The 15,427-nt window shown below is 37.1% G+C and carries 15 protein-coding genes and 1 pseudogene; 8 read left to right on the top strand and 8 right to left on the bottom strand.

The features are described from left to right. Window positions 1-8: 8 nt before the first annotated feature. A complete protein-coding gene (locus B0A80_RS01560; protein WP_017496800.1) occupies window positions 9-467 on the bottom strand; it encodes an RNA methyltransferase in 459 nt (152 codons plus the stop codon). 137 nt (window positions 468-604) lie between these two features. Here B0A80_RS01560 and B0A80_RS01555 point away from each other — a divergent pair, with 137 nt between their 5' ends. From B0A80_RS01555 to B0A80_RS01520, 8 genes are all read left to right on the top strand, one after another. Then, the gene (locus tag B0A80_RS01555; RefSeq protein WP_089076191.1) at window positions 605-1,282 is read left to right on the top strand and encodes a DUF4386 domain-containing protein; all 678 of its coding nucleotides are present in this window, start codon (window positions 605-607) and stop codon (window positions 1,280-1,282) included. Window positions 1,283-1,471: 189 nt separating this feature from the next. Beyond that, window positions 1,472-2,026 (top strand): DUF2975 domain-containing protein, encoded by a 555-nt coding sequence (locus B0A80_RS01550; RefSeq protein ID WP_089076190.1) that lies wholly within the window; start codon window positions 1,472-1,474, stop codon window positions 2,024-2,026. Window positions 2,027-2,029: 3 nt separating this feature from the next. Then, complete coding sequence (locus tag B0A80_RS01545; RefSeq protein ID WP_017496797.1) at window positions 2,030-2,233, top strand: helix-turn-helix domain-containing protein; 204 nt, start codon at window positions 2,030-2,032, stop codon at window positions 2,231-2,233. A gap of 136 nt (window positions 2,234-2,369) precedes the next feature. Next, entirely contained in the window at window positions 2,370-2,774 is a 405-nt protein-coding gene (locus B0A80_RS01540; protein ID WP_089076189.1) for an HYC_CC_PP family protein, read from the top strand. A 74-nt stretch (window positions 2,775-2,848) separates the two neighbouring features. Beyond that, on the top strand, window positions 2,849-4,234 hold the full coding sequence (locus B0A80_RS01535) for a TolC family protein (protein WP_089076188.1): 1,386 nt from the start codon (window positions 2,849-2,851) through the stop codon (window positions 4,232-4,234). Between the two features lie 10 nt (window positions 4,235-4,244). Further along, window positions 4,245-7,391, top strand: coding sequence for an efflux RND transporter permease subunit (locus B0A80_RS01530; RefSeq protein ID WP_089076187.1), 3,147 nt, complete (start codon window positions 4,245-4,247; stop codon window positions 7,389-7,391). Window positions 7,392-7,394: 3 nt separating this feature from the next. Continuing rightward, on the top strand, window positions 7,395-8,483 hold the full coding sequence (locus tag B0A80_RS01525) for an efflux RND transporter periplasmic adaptor subunit (RefSeq protein ID WP_089076186.1): 1,089 nt from the start codon (window positions 7,395-7,397) through the stop codon (window positions 8,481-8,483). Window positions 8,484-8,487: 4 nt separating this feature from the next. Next, the gene (locus B0A80_RS01520) at window positions 8,488-8,922 is read left to right on the top strand and encodes a hypothetical protein (protein WP_089076185.1); all 435 of its coding nucleotides are present in this window, start codon (window positions 8,488-8,490) and stop codon (window positions 8,920-8,922) included. A gap of 413 nt (window positions 8,923-9,335) precedes the next feature. Here B0A80_RS01520 and B0A80_RS01515 read toward each other — a convergent pair whose 3' ends face one another. The 7 genes and pseudogenes from B0A80_RS01515 to B0A80_RS01490 all read right to left on the bottom strand — a co-directional run bounded on the left by B0A80_RS01515 (window position 9,336) and on the right by B0A80_RS01490 (window position 15,372). Next, window positions 9,336-9,557 carry a heavy-metal-associated domain-containing protein gene (locus B0A80_RS01515; protein ID WP_017496791.1) on the bottom strand — a complete coding sequence of 74 codons (222 nt, stop codon included), beginning with the start codon at window positions 9,555-9,557 and terminating at the stop codon, window positions 9,336-9,338. Between the two features lie 1,034 nt (window positions 9,558-10,591). After that, on the bottom strand, window positions 10,592-13,012 hold the full coding sequence (locus B0A80_RS01510) for a heavy metal translocating P-type ATPase (protein WP_089076184.1): 2,421 nt from the start codon (window positions 13,010-13,012) through the stop codon (window positions 10,592-10,594). An 84-nt stretch (window positions 13,013-13,096) separates the two neighbouring features. Next, window positions 13,097-13,663, bottom strand: coding sequence for a helix-turn-helix domain-containing protein (locus B0A80_RS01505; protein WP_089076183.1), 567 nt, complete (start codon window positions 13,661-13,663; stop codon window positions 13,097-13,099). Window positions 13,664-13,955: 292 nt separating this feature from the next. Beyond that, a pseudogene (locus B0A80_RS21140) lies at window positions 13,956-14,030 on the bottom strand (IS1 family transposase); the annotation flags it as partial. A 217-nt stretch (window positions 14,031-14,247) separates the two neighbouring features. Continuing rightward, window positions 14,248-14,517: a hypothetical protein gene (locus tag B0A80_RS01500; protein WP_089076182.1), complete on the bottom strand. Its 270-nt coding sequence runs from the start codon at window positions 14,515-14,517 to the stop codon at window positions 14,248-14,250. Window positions 14,518-14,608: 91 nt separating this feature from the next. After that, window positions 14,609-14,950 carry a hypothetical protein gene (locus tag B0A80_RS01495; protein ID WP_089076181.1) on the bottom strand — a complete coding sequence of 114 codons (342 nt, stop codon included), beginning with the start codon at window positions 14,948-14,950 and terminating at the stop codon, window positions 14,609-14,611. Window positions 14,951-14,961: 11 nt separating this feature from the next. Further along, window positions 14,962-15,372 carry a hypothetical protein gene (locus tag B0A80_RS01490; protein ID WP_089076180.1) on the bottom strand — a complete coding sequence of 137 codons (411 nt, stop codon included), beginning with the start codon at window positions 15,370-15,372 and terminating at the stop codon, window positions 14,962-14,964. Between the last annotated feature and the right edge of the window lie 55 nt (window positions 15,373-15,427).

Below are 15,427 nucleotides of genomic sequence, written 5' to 3'. Positions count from 1 at the left end.
TCTGCGATTTAAGATCGTGGTTTGGGTAAGTTCCTATCGTACATAATGATCGTTCCTGCCACTGCAACATTTAGACTTTTTACGGATTTAAACTTTACTAAATGATGACATTTCTCCATTACTTTTTTGGACAGTCCATGATCTTCTGCGCCCAATAAATAAACACAGCGTCTTGGATGTTCGTAGGTCTCTAAGTCGGAAGCATTTTCATTTAGTTCAACCCCTACTAATCGCGCTCCTTTAGGTAAGTTTTCAAGAAAAGCTTCAAAGGTATCGTAATGAAAATACGGAATTGCTTTTACCGCATCGTGGGTATCACAGGCTTGTTTGGCATATCGATTACCAATAGTAAATATAAAAGTTGCGCCCAGATTTTGTGCGGATCGCCACAAAACACCTAAGTTTTCAGGCGTTTTACCATTTTGTATCCCTATGCCAAAATATTCGTTTGTAAAATTATCATTCATAAGGGCAAAAATACAAACTGGAAGTACATGAATCAATTTTTTATTGCGATGAAATAAAGTATCTGACTTGACTATTAAATAAAACCAATTGTAACATAATCAATCTCTTGTCGTCTTATTTTAAACCCAAAACCAAAATGACGACAAACCAAAAAACAGCCCGAATTGCAGGTTTACTTTATTTAGCAGTAGTCCTGACCGGAATATTTAGCTTAGCCTATGTTCCTTCAAAATTGATTGTATGGGATAACTTAACCGCAACATACCATAACATCAGGGCATCAGAATCGCTTTTCAGACTTGGAATTGTAGCCGGATTATCCTGTTATCTTTTCTTCCTTTTCTTAGTACTGCAACTTTACAAACTATTCGAACCTGTCGATAATGGTTGGGCAAAAGTGATGGCACTATTAGCTATTCTAAGCGTACCTATTTATTTTTTGAATGCTCAAAATCAATTCAATGTGCTTTCTCTACTAACAGATAACAGTCTTGGTTTATCATTGGAGCAAGTTCAATTACAGCTGATGCTTAATCTTACTCAATATGACAACGGCATGCGAATAGTACATATCTTCTCAGGGCTTTGGTTATTTCCTTTTGGTTATCTGGTTTACAAGTCCCGTTTTTTGCCCAAATTTTTCGGCATTTTACTGATGATGGGATGTTTTGGGTATCTTATCAATTTTTTAGGTAACACTTTAATTACAGATTATTCAACTCTTGGGGTTTCTAAATACATCAGCATGCCTGCCACATTTGGAGAAATTGGAATTTGTTTGTGGCTATTAGCTATTGGAGTAAAAGAAAAGTAATTTCATTAATCAATTATTATATACAGTATCCTCAACGGTAAAATAGTTGGGGATTTTTTTTATTCTAAAAGCATTGCTTTTACTAGTCCTAAAGAAATATCTCCGATGGTTTAATTATTTTTCAATATAATTTTATTGTTTATCAATAAATATTTATTATTTTTACATTGAATTTTTAAACCAAACCTTATGGAAATTAAAATTAGTACCCAAACCATTCTGAAAGTATTACACGTGCTTTCGTGGATTATTTTTGTTGGATTATGTATCGAAGCCGGAGGAATACTTACCAAAACAATTGCCACATTAACGCTCGATCCTACTGATGCCGCTAAATTTTGGAGATCAGTTGATTTAACCCAAGTGTATCAGTTTAATCAAAGTCAGTATATCACCCTTAGCAGTGTTATCATTATTGTTGCTTTGTTAAAAGCAATATTGTTTTACTGCATTATAAAAATTTTCCTGAACAAAGACCTCAACATTGCAGCCCCCTTCAATAACCTATTCAGAAATTTTATTCTAACACTGGCTTATTTATCCTTTGGTATTGGTTTCTTTTCTTCCTGGGGAATAGAATTGGTAAATTCTTTATCCGATAGCGGTCTTCAATTGCAGGACATTCAACAATTGCAAATTGCCGGTGCCGACGTTTGGCTATTTATGGGAGTAATATTGCTTGTTGTTGCTTATATCTTCAAAAAGGGAATTGAATTACAGGACGAAAACGAATTAACAATATAAATTATGGCAATCATTGTAAACCTCGATGTGATGATGGCAAAACGAAAAATGTCATTGAATGAACTTTCCGAAAAAGTAGACCTAACCTTATCCAATCTTTCGATATTGAAAACCGGAAAAGCAAAAGCCATAAGATTCAGCACCTTAGAAGCCATTTGTAAAGTACTGGATTGCCAGCCTGGGGATATCTTGGAGTTTAAAGAATGAAAAAACACCTTGAGTGGTGAAAATTCTTAAGCTATTTGCCTAAAAAAAATCAAGGGAAGATTTATAAATTTTACAAATTTCATCCAAAATTTTGCAACAGGTATATGGCAAAATAAGGGCACCTTTGTAATTGATTATGAGAAAAGCACTTCTACTACTTCTTTCTGTTTTTTATCTGGTACTGTCCTCAGGCTTTACCACGATAACTCATTTTTGCAAAGGTGTACCGCAGGAAACCAATCTGTTTGGTGATATTCCGGTTGGTAAAGTTTGTCCAAAATGTGTGGCAAAAAAACAACAAAAAAGTAAAGATTGCTGTAAACATAAAGCACAGTTTCATAAAGCGACCGAAAAGCTACAACAAACTACTCCCAATGACTTAGTTCCTAAATTCTTTGGAATTGCAGTACCTTTTCATTTTTACGAAACTGTTTTCAGCTCTTATACTTCTAAGGAAAAGAAAACGGAATATTCTTTCTTCCCCTTTATTCCTATTCGGAATAATCCCCTTTATATTTTCTACTGCGTTTACCGTATTTGATTTTAGACAATTGATCGAACTGTAGCATTTAAAGATGCTATGCGATTTCTATTGTTTAATTTTAAATACATACTATGAAAATGCAATATTTTGCGTTGGCTATGTTCTGTATGGTTTCCGGAAATCTCTGGGCACAAACGGTAACATTATCCAATGCTCTTGAACGCTCTATTCAAAATTTTGAAAAAATAAAAGCCAAAGAAGCCATTCTCAACGCTTCAAAAGAGAACACTACCTATCAAAAAAGCCAGTACTTACCTGACTTTACTTTAATGGCACAACAAAGTTATGGTACCATCAATGCACAAAACGGTCCTTTGTACAGTTATGGCGGGCTGGGTAGTGCTGCAACCTCAATGCCCCTACAGGACCAAAACTGGAATGCCGCTTTTGGATCCTTGTACCTGGCTAATATCAACTGGAACCTTTTCACTTTTGGTAAAATTAAAACACAGGTTGCCATTGCCAAAGCCGACGAAAATGTAGCCCAAAAAGATCTGGAACAGGTAAAATTTCAACATCAGGTAAAAGTTGGTGCTGCGTATCTCAACTTACTTGCTGCTCAGCGCATTAAATTTGTGCAGGACAAAAATCTCGAGCGTGCCCAAGTGGTTGAAACTACAACCAAAAGCCGTGCAGAGAGCGGTCTGATTCCGGAGGTCGATTATTCTTTGGCAAAAGCTGAAGTGGCCAATGCTAAATCGGCTGTGATAAAGGCCTACGATATGGAACTGGATCATTCTAAATCACTAGCTGTAATGTTGGGTGAAGAATATCAGCTGTATCAACTCGATAGCGTGTTTACTACTAAAACACCCACTATTCTTTCGGAAGCTGTAACAGAAACAAGTCAACATCCTATACTGGAATGGCGAAAAAGTGATATTCTGAGAAGTGAACAACAGGAAAAATTACAGTCTGCACTGGCTTTACCAAACCTATCTGCTTTTGGAGTCATGCAGGGACGCGGTTCGGGTTTTGACTGGAATTATGTACAGGACAATACTGCTTTCTCGAAATCGTATGCCGATGGTGTCGGAATCGATCGCAGCAATTATATTGTCGGAATCAGTTTAAGTTGGAATCTAACCAATATCTACCGTCAGTCTTCTAAAAAGCGGGAACAAAAATTTATTACCCAATCGCTTCAAAACGAATATGAATACATGAATCAGGAATTGATTGCTCAGCAAAAACTGGCGAATGACAAACTGAAAAATGCCTTTGAAAATTTTGAAGAAACCAAAACACAGGTAATCGCTGCTACCGACGCTTATCGTCAACACACTGCTTTGTATGATAACGGCCTTACCACCATTGTTGATTTAACACAATCATTCTACACTCTGAACCGTGCAGAAATTGATTATGAAATTGCCCAAAACAACATTTGGCAGGCCTTATGGATTAAAGCTGCTGCCACAGGCAATCTGAACATTTTACTCAACGCGATACACTAAACCCGAAATTATGAATTTAATACGTTTTGCCTTGCGCAAGCCCATCTCTATCATGGTGATGGTGCTGGGGCTTTTATTCTTCGGGATTAAAGCTTCAAAAGAAATAAAGGTCGACATCTTACCTGATATGAATCTTCCTGTGGTATACATTGCCCATTCCTTTAATGGTTATACCCCTCAGCAAATGGAAGGTTATTTTACCAAAATGTATGTCAATATGATGCTGTTTACGAGCGGTATCGAAAGCATCGAAACCAAAAATACCCAAGGGCTTACCTTAATGAAAATTAATTTTTATGAAGGTACAGACATGGGACAAGCTATTGCCGAAATCAATGCACTCTCGAATCGTTCACAGGTGTTTTTACCTCCGGGAGCCCCGCCTCCGTTTATCATTCGTTTTGATGCGTCCTCTCAGCCTGTTGGTCAGCTGGTCTTTAAAAGTAAAACCAAAACCAACAATGAGCTACAGGATATCGCCAACTTTACGGCACGTCCGTTCCTTATTAAAATACCGGGTTTAACGACAGCTCCGCCATTTGGAGGAAGTCCAAGAACCATCGAAATCAACATCGATCCGAATAAACTGCGTACCCATCAGTTAACGCCGGAGCAGATTGTGGAATCGATTAGCCGAAACAATATTACATCGCCTTCAGGTAACATTTATGTCAATGATATCAACTATCTGACACCTACAAACAATACCATTAAAGAGGTGGCCGATTTTGGAAACATCCCAATTTTTAAAAACGGGGTCGATAATGTCTACATCCGTGATGTGGCTACCATAAAAGACGGTGCCGATATTACTACCGGTTACGCCCTTATTAATGGTACGAGATCAGTATACATTAACATTGCAAAATCGGGTAATGCTTCTACCTGGGATGTGGTAAAGAATCTTAAAAAAGCGATTCCTGCCATTCAGAATAATCTACCGGATGATGTTGCAATTTCATACGAATTCGATCAGTCCGTATATGTAATCAATGCCGTCAAAAGTTTAATTACAGAGGGTGTTCTAGGAGCGATGTTAACGGGATTAATGGTGCTTTTATTTTTACGTGACCGAAGAGCCGCTTTAATCGTAGTGCTTACCATTCCGATCTCTATTATTTCGGGAGTATTGTTCCTTAAATTATTCGGACAAAGTATCAACATCATGTCGTTATCCGGACTGGCATTGGCTATTGGAATTTTGGTAGACGAGAGTACCGTTACGATCGAAAATATCCACCAGCATTTAGCCATGGGCAAAACGAAAGCCAAAGCAATCCTAGACGCCTGTCGTGAAATTGCATTTCCTAAACTATTGATTTTGTTGTGTATTCTTGCGGTTTTTGCGCCTGCCTTCATGATGACTGGTATACCCGGGTCATTGTTTATGCCCTTGGCTTTGGCAATTGGTTTTTCTATGTTACTGTCTTTTATGCTGTCACAAACGTTTGTGCCCGTAATGGCCAACTGGTTAATGAAAGACAAAGAAAACCACGAGCATACCGAAGACAAATTCGACGGATTCAAAAATCGTTTCGTGCTGTTTTTACAATCGATAATGAGTAAACGCAAGCCCATTTTAATTGTCAGTTTTATTTTGGTTACAGTTGGAGCATTTTTAATGTACAACAGTACTGGTAAAGATGTATTGCCTACTGTAAATTCAAGTCAGTTTCAAGTACGTATTAAAGCGCCCGAAGGTACCCGTATCGAAAAAACAGAACTCAAAATAAAACAGGTTTTAGGCGAACTGGAAACTATTATTGGTAAAGATCATATTGCCATATCGTCGGTATTTATTGGTCAGCATCCCTCCTCTTTTGCAGTGAGTCCAATTTATTTGTACAATGCAGGTCCGCATGAAGCATTAATGCAGATTGCCTTGAAAGATTTTGACGGAAATACCAATGAGCTGAAAGAGATCATCCGCAAGCACATGAAGGAAAAGATGCCTGAACTGCATTTCTCTTTTGAGCCTATCGAACTTACGGAGAAGATTCTGAGCCAGGGAACCAATACTCCGATTGAGGTTCGCTTTTCGGGAATGATGAAAAAAATGAACGTGATGTATGCCAATAAGCTTTTGGCCAAGCTAAAAGAAATTGACTATCTAAGAGATCAGCAAATTCCGCAATCCTTAAACTATCCGGCATACGAAATCAATATCGACCGAATAAGAGCGGCTCAACTGGGTATCGACGCACAGGATATCGCTCGCTCTTTGGTTCCTATTACTGCCTCTTCACGCTACACCAGTAAAAACATGTGGGTTGGCGGAATGATGGGAATTGCCTACGATGTACAAGTCCAAACTCCGCAAAACATTTTAAACAGCAAAGATGAGTTGATGAATGTCCCGTTAGGAAAAAACTCAGACCGACCTGTTCTGGGGGATGTGGCAACAATTACTCCCACAAAAGTATTGGGTGAAAGCTACAATCTGGGAACCATGGGTTACACACCGGTAACGGCAAACATTCATAATACCGATTTAGGAAGAGCACAGAAAGACGTACAGGCTGCTATCGATTCGCTTGGTGAATTGCCTAAAGGAGTCAATATTCAGGTATTCGGAATGGTTCCGGTGCTAGAGGAAACCATGAATAGTCTGGCAACTGGTTTACTGATTGCTGTTATTGTTATTTTCTTAATGCTGACGGCAAATTTCCAATCGTTTAAAGTGTCCTTAGTGATTCTGACCACTGTTCCTTTTGTAATTCTGGGTTCATTGATTTTAATGAAACTAACGGGTTCTACCCTGAATTTACAGTCGTATATGGGAATTATTATGTCTGTCGGAGTTTCTATTGCGAATGCTGTTTTGCTGATTAGTAATGCTGAGTCGCTCCGTTTAGAAAATGGTGATGCCCTTAGTTCGGCTATTCAGGCAGCAGCTTTACGTATTCGTCCTATCATTATGACCACACTGGCTATGATTGCGGGTATGCTTCCAATGGCTATCGGACACGGAGAAGGCGGTGATCAGGTGGCTCCACTAGGAAGAGCTGTAATTGGTGGGCTAATTGCATCTTCATTTAGTGTATTGATCCTGTTGCCTCTGGTATTTGTGTGGATACAAAACAAAACCACTACCCAATCACCATCCTTAGATCCTGAAGACGAAAACAGTATTCATTTTATAACGTTAGAAAAATAAACCATGAAATTAATCTATTATATCCTTATCGGAATTGCAGTTGCATCTTGTAATTCAGAAAACAAAAAAGAAATGAAACCGGCAGCCATGCCCATGATGATGATGCAGAATTTTAAAACGGTTTCTCTGAAAAAGAGCAATCCGCTGGTTCCTCTGAAACTTGCCGGAGAATTGGTTTCCGACAAAGAAACGGCCATCTATGCCAAAGTAAACAGCTACGTAAAAAAACTGTATGTCGACATAGGTTCTCCGGTAACTGTCGGACAAATCATCATGGTTTTGGAAGCACCCGAGATTCAGGCGCAGCTGGCAGCGGCAAAATCCAAATGGAAAGCACAGGAAGCCATTTACATTGCTACCAAATCGAATTATGACCGAATGTTTAAAGCCAATGAAACTAAAGGCGCTATTGCAAAAGATGCGTTAGACCAGATTACCGCCAGAAAACTATCCGACCAGTCACAACTAGAAGCTGCAAAATCTGCTTATCAGGAAATACAGGCCATGAATGATTATCTAATCATCCGGGCACCTTTTAACGGAATTGTTGCCGAAAGAAATGTAGATCCCGGTTCTTATGTCGGTCCAATGGGCAAAGGTTCAGACAAACCTTTACTGGTGCTACAGGACAATAAAAAACTGCGTGTTTCACTTTCTATTCCGGAGGCGAATACTCCTTATTTAAACTTAGGCGATTCGATACATTTTAAGGTAAGCTCGCTTCCGCAGAAAAAGTATAGGGCTAAAATTTCACGTAAATCGGGAGTACTAGATTTCAAATTACGCTCAGAACGCATAGAAGCCGATATTATGAAAATACATCCCGAACTGAAACCTTTGATGGTGGTGGAAGCGATGCTTTCGTTACAAGCCAATGAAGCTACATTCTTTATACCTAAAACAGCCTTGGTAGAAAGTAATATGGGAATGTATATTATTCAGGTGATTGCAGGGAAAACCAAAAACATTCCCGTTGCGAAAGGACGTGCGCTGATGGATCAGATTGAAGTGTTTGGTGCGCTAAAGGAAGCCGATAACATTTTAATGAAAGCCACTGAAGAAATAACAGAAGGAACAAAAATTAAAAAATAAAACAATGAAAACAATTGGCCGCTATTTCCTTATTGCCGCAATGGCTGTAGTAATGATCTCGTGTAAAGATCAGGAAAACAAACCACAGAATCAGGTATCAGACCAAAAGGAACTAACTGTAAAAGATAATAATACTGCATCAAAAGGAACTCCTGTATCCAATGATGAAGTTTGTATGGTAAATGATCTGCATATGGGTAAAAAACAAATTGAAGTTCCGTTCGACGGAAAAATGTATTATGGCTGCTGCAACATGTGCGTAGAACGAATTCCAAACGATGAAAACGTTCGAAAAGCAACAGACCCACATACCGGAGCAAAAGTTGACAAAGCTTCGGCATATATCGTTTCGTTGAACAAACAGGGAAATGTGGCTTACTTTGAATCGGAAGAGAATTATCATAATTTCATTCAGGCCAACAAAGAATTGAAAAAATAAAACCTGAAAAACAGATTCACTTTTCGAGTAAAAATACCAAAAGGGCTGTCCGAATTATCTCCGGACGGCCCTTACTTTTTCAAGCTAAAAATTACTTTACTATTTTTCTTAAAACTAAAAAATAGCACTTTCTAAAATCTAATATTAAAAATTAATATCTATTCAATTAACACATAACATAAATTAATAAAAAACAAGTTTTTAAAATACTTTATTTTAATGATCAATTTAATTCAAAATCATTCTGTTTTTACTAGTAATCAACCATCTATACGATAATCATTACCACCATTTACTTAAAGTATTACTTCTAAAAAAATAAGCCCGATAAAACATCGGGCTTATTTTCAGTTCGGTAACGATAAGCATTAACTTTTGTTTAAAATCTGTAATCCAACAGAAGTCTTAAAGGATTAAATTTCCAAAGGTTCTGCTTTAAAACCTTTCGCTTTAACAATAGCAATGATCTCTTCGGCAGTAGCACCATTAGATTGAACGGTAAGTATTTTATCTGCATTAGTAGTGTCTACGTTCCATTCACATATTCCTGCTGCATTGTCCAGATCTGCTTGTACTTTAGAAACACATCCACCGCAATTCAGGTTTGTTTTAAATTGAAAATCTTTCTTTTCCATTATATTGATGTTTTTAATTGTTATTTTATACTACAAATTTCCGTCAATTAAACCACAATCATTATACACTATTCTGTGTTATATTTATGAAATTTACTGATTGCGGCATCTTGTTTTACTTCATCCATTAATTCATTCAAATTGCCAGTTGGCAGGTATAAAAAAAAGCACGAGGATTAAACCGATTCACCAGGCGAAAACACGGATCAGAACAGATTTTTTTATTTACAGGCGTGGAAATTGCTATTGCCCTTTCAGGGCAATGTTTACTTTAATTTAAGGCATAGTGCTTCGCACCATGCTGATGCTTTTGCTCTTTCAGAGCCATATTCCTCATACTACTCTAATAAATTATAGATAAGAAGGTTCCTTTCTTTAGATATTCTCTTTATCACAGACTGCGTTAGGGATGAAAGCACCTTGCTGATGCTTTTGCTCTTTCAGAGCAATACTCCTCATAATACTCTATTAATGATAGATAAGAAGGTTTCTTTCTTTAAATATTCTCTTTATTACAGACTGCGTTAGGGATGAAAGCACCATGCTGATGCTTTTGCTCTCTCAAAACAATACTCCTCATACTACTCTATAAATTATAGCTAAGAAAGCTCTTTTTTTAAATATTCTCTTTATCACAGACTGCGTTAGGGATGAAAGCACCTTGCTGATGCTTTTACTCTCTCAAAACAATACTCCTCATGCTACTCTATAAATTATAGATAAGAAGGCTCTTTTTTTTAAATATTCTCTTTATAGTAGATTGCGTTAGGGATGAAAGCGGTATCCTTTTGTGATTCCCGTTATTTCTATGTCAGACAAAAAATGGCTATCGCAAAAGATTTAGCGGACAGCCCGACCCGGAGGGGAACGCCATAGTAATTAACCAGAAACCTGAATTCATTTGTGTAACGCCTTTTTTATGTATACAAAGGCTATGTTTCCAGAGATTAAAATGATTTCGACCAAATGGCGAAAATAAAAAAAACGACGGCCCAAATTTTTTGGAACCGCCGTTTGACAAACGCATCAAGAGTTTATTTTTTCCATTTCAAACGCAAGCTGTTGCTCACTACGCTCACGCTGCTCAAAGCCATGGCAGCTCCTGCAATCATAGGGTTTAGTAAAAATCCGTTTATCGGATAAAGCACCCCTGCAGCGAGCGGAATACCGATTAAGTTGTAAATAAACGCCCAAAACAAGTTCTGTTTGATTGTCGCAACCGTTTGTTTAGACAGACGAATCGCCTGAGGTATTTTGGTCAGATCAGAGGAGATAATCGTCATTTTTGCTACATCCATTGCAATATCACTTCCCTTGCCCATCGCGATACTGACATCGGCGGTTGCCAGAGCTGTACTGTCGTTGATACCATCACCTACCATTGCCACTGTTTTACCTTGCTGCTGTAATTCTTTTATAAAATCAGCTTTGTGCTGCGGCAAAACTTCTGCTTTATAATGTTTAATTCCCGTTTGTGCGGCAATCGCTTTTGCTGTCGCTTCATTATCTCCTGTGAGCATGTACAATTCAATATTCATCTCCTGCAATTCTTTGATCGCCTGAACAGAGGTTTCTTTGATTTTGTCTGATATCGCAATAACCGAAAGCGCCTGCTTGCTATTGGTAAACCAAATCACAGTCTTAGACTCCTTCCCCCATTCTTCTGCCTGAATCAATAGTGATTCTGCGATGACAATGCTATTTTCTGCCAGCAATTTTTTGTTGCCCACATAATACGTTTCATCGGCATAAACCGCTTTCGCACCTTTACCGGTAATACTGTCAAAATTGGATAAAACCAGACCTGACACTCCTTCCAGACTTTTCACTACCGCTTCTGCTAACGGGTGTTCTGATTGTTTTTCAATACTTAGCAGAATATCTTTAGTAGTATCCACGTCTTTTAGCCACTTTATACCGGTTACTTGTGGTCTTCCTTCGGTAATCGTTCCCGTTTTATCGAGTACAATAGCCGTTACTTTTCTGGCCAATTCTAAACTCTCGGCATCTTTGATTAATATTCCGTTTTCGGCACCTTTACCTACACCTACCATAATCGCAGTTGGTGTGGCCAGACCTAAAGCACAAGGACAAGCAATAACCAATACGGTAACCGCTGCCATCAACCCTTGCACTACAGCGTTGTCTCCACCCAAAAACATCCAGGCCATAAAAGTAAGAAGTGCAATACCCATTACAATCGGAACAAATATCCCTGCAATTTTATCGACCAATTTCTGCACCGGAGCTTTACTTCCCTGAGCATCCTGGACCATCTTAATAATCTGGGCCAACATGGTTTCTTTACCTACTTTAACGGCTTTAAATTGAAAGCTCCCTTTTTGATTAATGGTTCCGGCAAACACTTTTTCATCTTCTTTTTTCAGGACCGGAACCGGTTCACCGCTTAACATACTTTCGTCTAAATAAGAATGACCTGAGATCACCATACCGTCTACCGCAATTTTTTCACCCGGCTTTACCAAAATAACAGCTCCTGCATTTACTTCCTCAATAGCTACTTGTTTTTCTGTCCCGTCGGGTTGAATAACGATCACGGTTTTAGGCTGAAGTCCCATTAGTTTTTTAATAGCCGATGACGTATTTCCTTTTGCTTTCTCTTCTAATAATTTCCCTAGCAAAATAAACGCAATAACTACTGCCGCCGCTTCAAAGTAAACGTGTGCGTGCAATCCGCGCTGGTGCCAGAAATCTATGAATAACATATTAAAAACACTAAACAAGTAAGCAATTCCAGTGCTCAGAGCTACCAGCGTATCCATATTGGCCGAGCGATGTTTGGCCTGCTTCCATGCATTTACAAAGAAGTCTTTCCCTAACCAAAGAATTACCGGTGTTGAAAAAAGCCACATGATCTCATTGGCATAAGGAATATTCATAAAGAACATCCCTATCACCACTACTGGCAATGACAATAGCACAGCCCAAATAGTTTTGTTTTTTAATTTTTTGAAATTTTCTGCATGAATAGTCTCCAAAGACTCCTGCTGTTTCGCTTCCTCTAAAATAAGCAAGTCGTAGCCAACGCCCTGAACTGCTTTTTGCAATTTAGAAGCATCTGTAAGGTTGGGAAGATATTCAACAGTAAGATTACCTGTTGCAAAGTTTACTGAAGCATCTACTACGCCCAATTCATAGGTTACAATACTTTCTGCACTGCTGGCACAAGAGGCGCAGGTCATTCCCAGAACCGGGAATGTATTTTTTACGGTTGGTACACCATAGCCGAGGTTTTTAATAGCCTTCACAGCGTTACCAACAGTTTCATTACCTTTAACCGTTATAGCGGCTCTGCGGTTGTTCACTTCCACTTTGTGAGTTTCAATTCCTTTAACCTCTGCCAATCCTTTCTCTACGATTAATGCACAGTGCTCGCTGTTTACATCTTCTAACGGAATGTAAATTGTCTCCTTATTATTATCAGTTGTTGCCATAATTCAGTTGTTCTTTTATACCTGCAAAGTTGGCAAGAATAGCGCTGAATTGTATTGTGGAATTATGGATTTGATTTGTAATATTTACTTCACCTCATCCAGAGGCTTTCTTTTCTCTGCCCTAATTTGCTTGAAATAACTTGGAGTCAAACCGGTTACTTTTTTAAACTGATTACTCAAATAAGCCACACTTGAATAATTCAGACGTAAAGCGATCTCGCTAAGCGATAACTCATCGTACACCAGAAGTTCTTTTATTTTTTCAATTTTTTGGGCAATAAAATACTTTTCTATTGTAGTTCCTTCTACTTCAGAAAATAAATTGGAAAGATAATTATAGTCATGGTTGATCTTTTCGCTCAGGATATCCGACAGGTTATTCTTGGTGTCATTATCCTGATGGTGTACCAAATCAATAATGATATTTTTTATTTTTTCGATGATTCTGCTTTTTTTATCGTCGATCACTTCAAATCCAAGAGCAACCAGTTCCTGTTCCAGTAAAGTTCTTTCTGTAGCAGTCAGTTCTTTTGTCAAGGTAACCTCCCCAAGCTTTATGTTGGTAAATTCAAGGTCCAATTTTTCAAGTTCGTTCTGAACCACCATAATACAGCGGTTGCAAACCATATTTTTAACGAATAATGTACTCATATCCTTATCTGATCTGATTTTTTGATTTTATATGTACTTACAAATTTACCACTAAATTTCAATTAAGCATGCATTAAAAAGTTATGCAGGGACAATCTGACGGTTGATTTTTGTTTAAGGTAAGGTAAAAGCATTTTAAGGCTTATTAAAAGACAAAAAACGAAAGAGACGACCTATCGGTCGCCTCTTTTTCTATTCAAAAATTAAAATTTCACATTCTTCTTCAGTTCCTTACGTGGTTATATTCTAAAAACACCTAATCTGTAACATTACCCATACTTTGCAAATATATCTTTGTCTTTCCATACTTTATCATGTTTGGAATGTCGCCAACACATCTGAAACATCTAGTCTGATTTGAACTCATTTTTTTCGATTTAAGGCATTATAGAATAAAAAAAACAGCCCGAAGACTGTTTTAATTGTTGTACGATATTAATATAAACCATTGACATTCTGTGAATTTTAGATGTAATAATTAAACATCAACACATCTGATACATTACCAAAAACACCTAATCTGATACACTACCTAAAAAACCAATTCAATATCTAAAGGTTGTTGCTTTATTTCACTAATCATATTATTTATTTTGATTTTTCCAGTGGCTTGCTTCTATGTGTTCCAAAATAGATTGATTTTTGCCATATATTAGAAACTCTAATTTATCATCTGAAATAGACTTTTTTTGTATAAATTCTTTTGCTAAATCTATGTTATCAAATAACCAATATATTTCATCCTCGGTATTATTCTTATAGAGTTCTAACTTAAGATTCAAAACATGGCCTGTTGCCCCATCAGCAATAACCACTGCTACTTGCTTTTCACTTAGAATTGGATTTTTTTTCATATTTAATATCTTTTATTTTATTGGGAAATCATTGATAATCTATAAATATTTGATGCTATAATTAATCACCAATATAATATAATATGATAAACTAACCTACCAATTTTATAGCTTCTTCTATATTAGGTTCTCTAGCTAATTTTAATACGCTAGCCATTACCTCTAACCAATGCCCTTCACTGTGAGTATCATGAAATGAAGCTCCATAGTATGAAGCATTTGGCGGATAAGAAATAATATTTTTCTCTTTTGCAATTTTAGAGAATATTATTGCTAATTTTTCTTTGCTAATAATTGTCTTTTCAAACCTTTCTGGTAAAATATTACAGGTACAAAATAATGATAGACATAGATTTGATAATTCCTCATAAGCTACATTATCTGATATTACTTTATTTAAATAATGAAAAAGTTCTTTGGTATTATAATCCATATTTTTTTAAATTACGTTCTTTTTTTAGCTTCTTTAATTTTTTTAATAACTTCTTGTTTATATTTAATATTATATAGGAATAGTTTATTCTCTTCATCCACCAACCCGTGTGGATTAGGTTTATAACCTTGGATTAACTCTCTTGTGAATTGGTTTTTCCCATTCTCTAATTGTGCAAAATCTTCAGCTAAACCTTTCTCTAAAAACTTTTTTTCGGCAAGAAGAACATCTCTCAAAATCAACTCTACATTTACTTTAACAACCGCAGCTCGAAGACCAGTAAGTTCATTTATAGTTACTGAAGGAATAATAGAAACTAAAATAAAGATAGGAGAACTAAATTCCATCGATTCTATACGACCATCAGCCTTTCTCGGTTTTCCATCATATTGAACCAAACCTTCCGCTACCCAAGCATACATTACAATTACAAGCTTTCATTCGTTAAACATTTTTTTTTAAGAACAAAATTTTAAA

Origin of the sequence: Flavobacterium tructae (assembly GCF_002217475.1) — a bacterium.
GTDB classification, from domain to species: Bacteria; Bacteroidota; Bacteroidia; order Flavobacteriales; family Flavobacteriaceae; genus Flavobacterium; species Flavobacterium tructae.
Note: the sequence above shows the minus strand (reverse complement) of the source record. Positions and strands in the feature narration are given on the sequence as shown.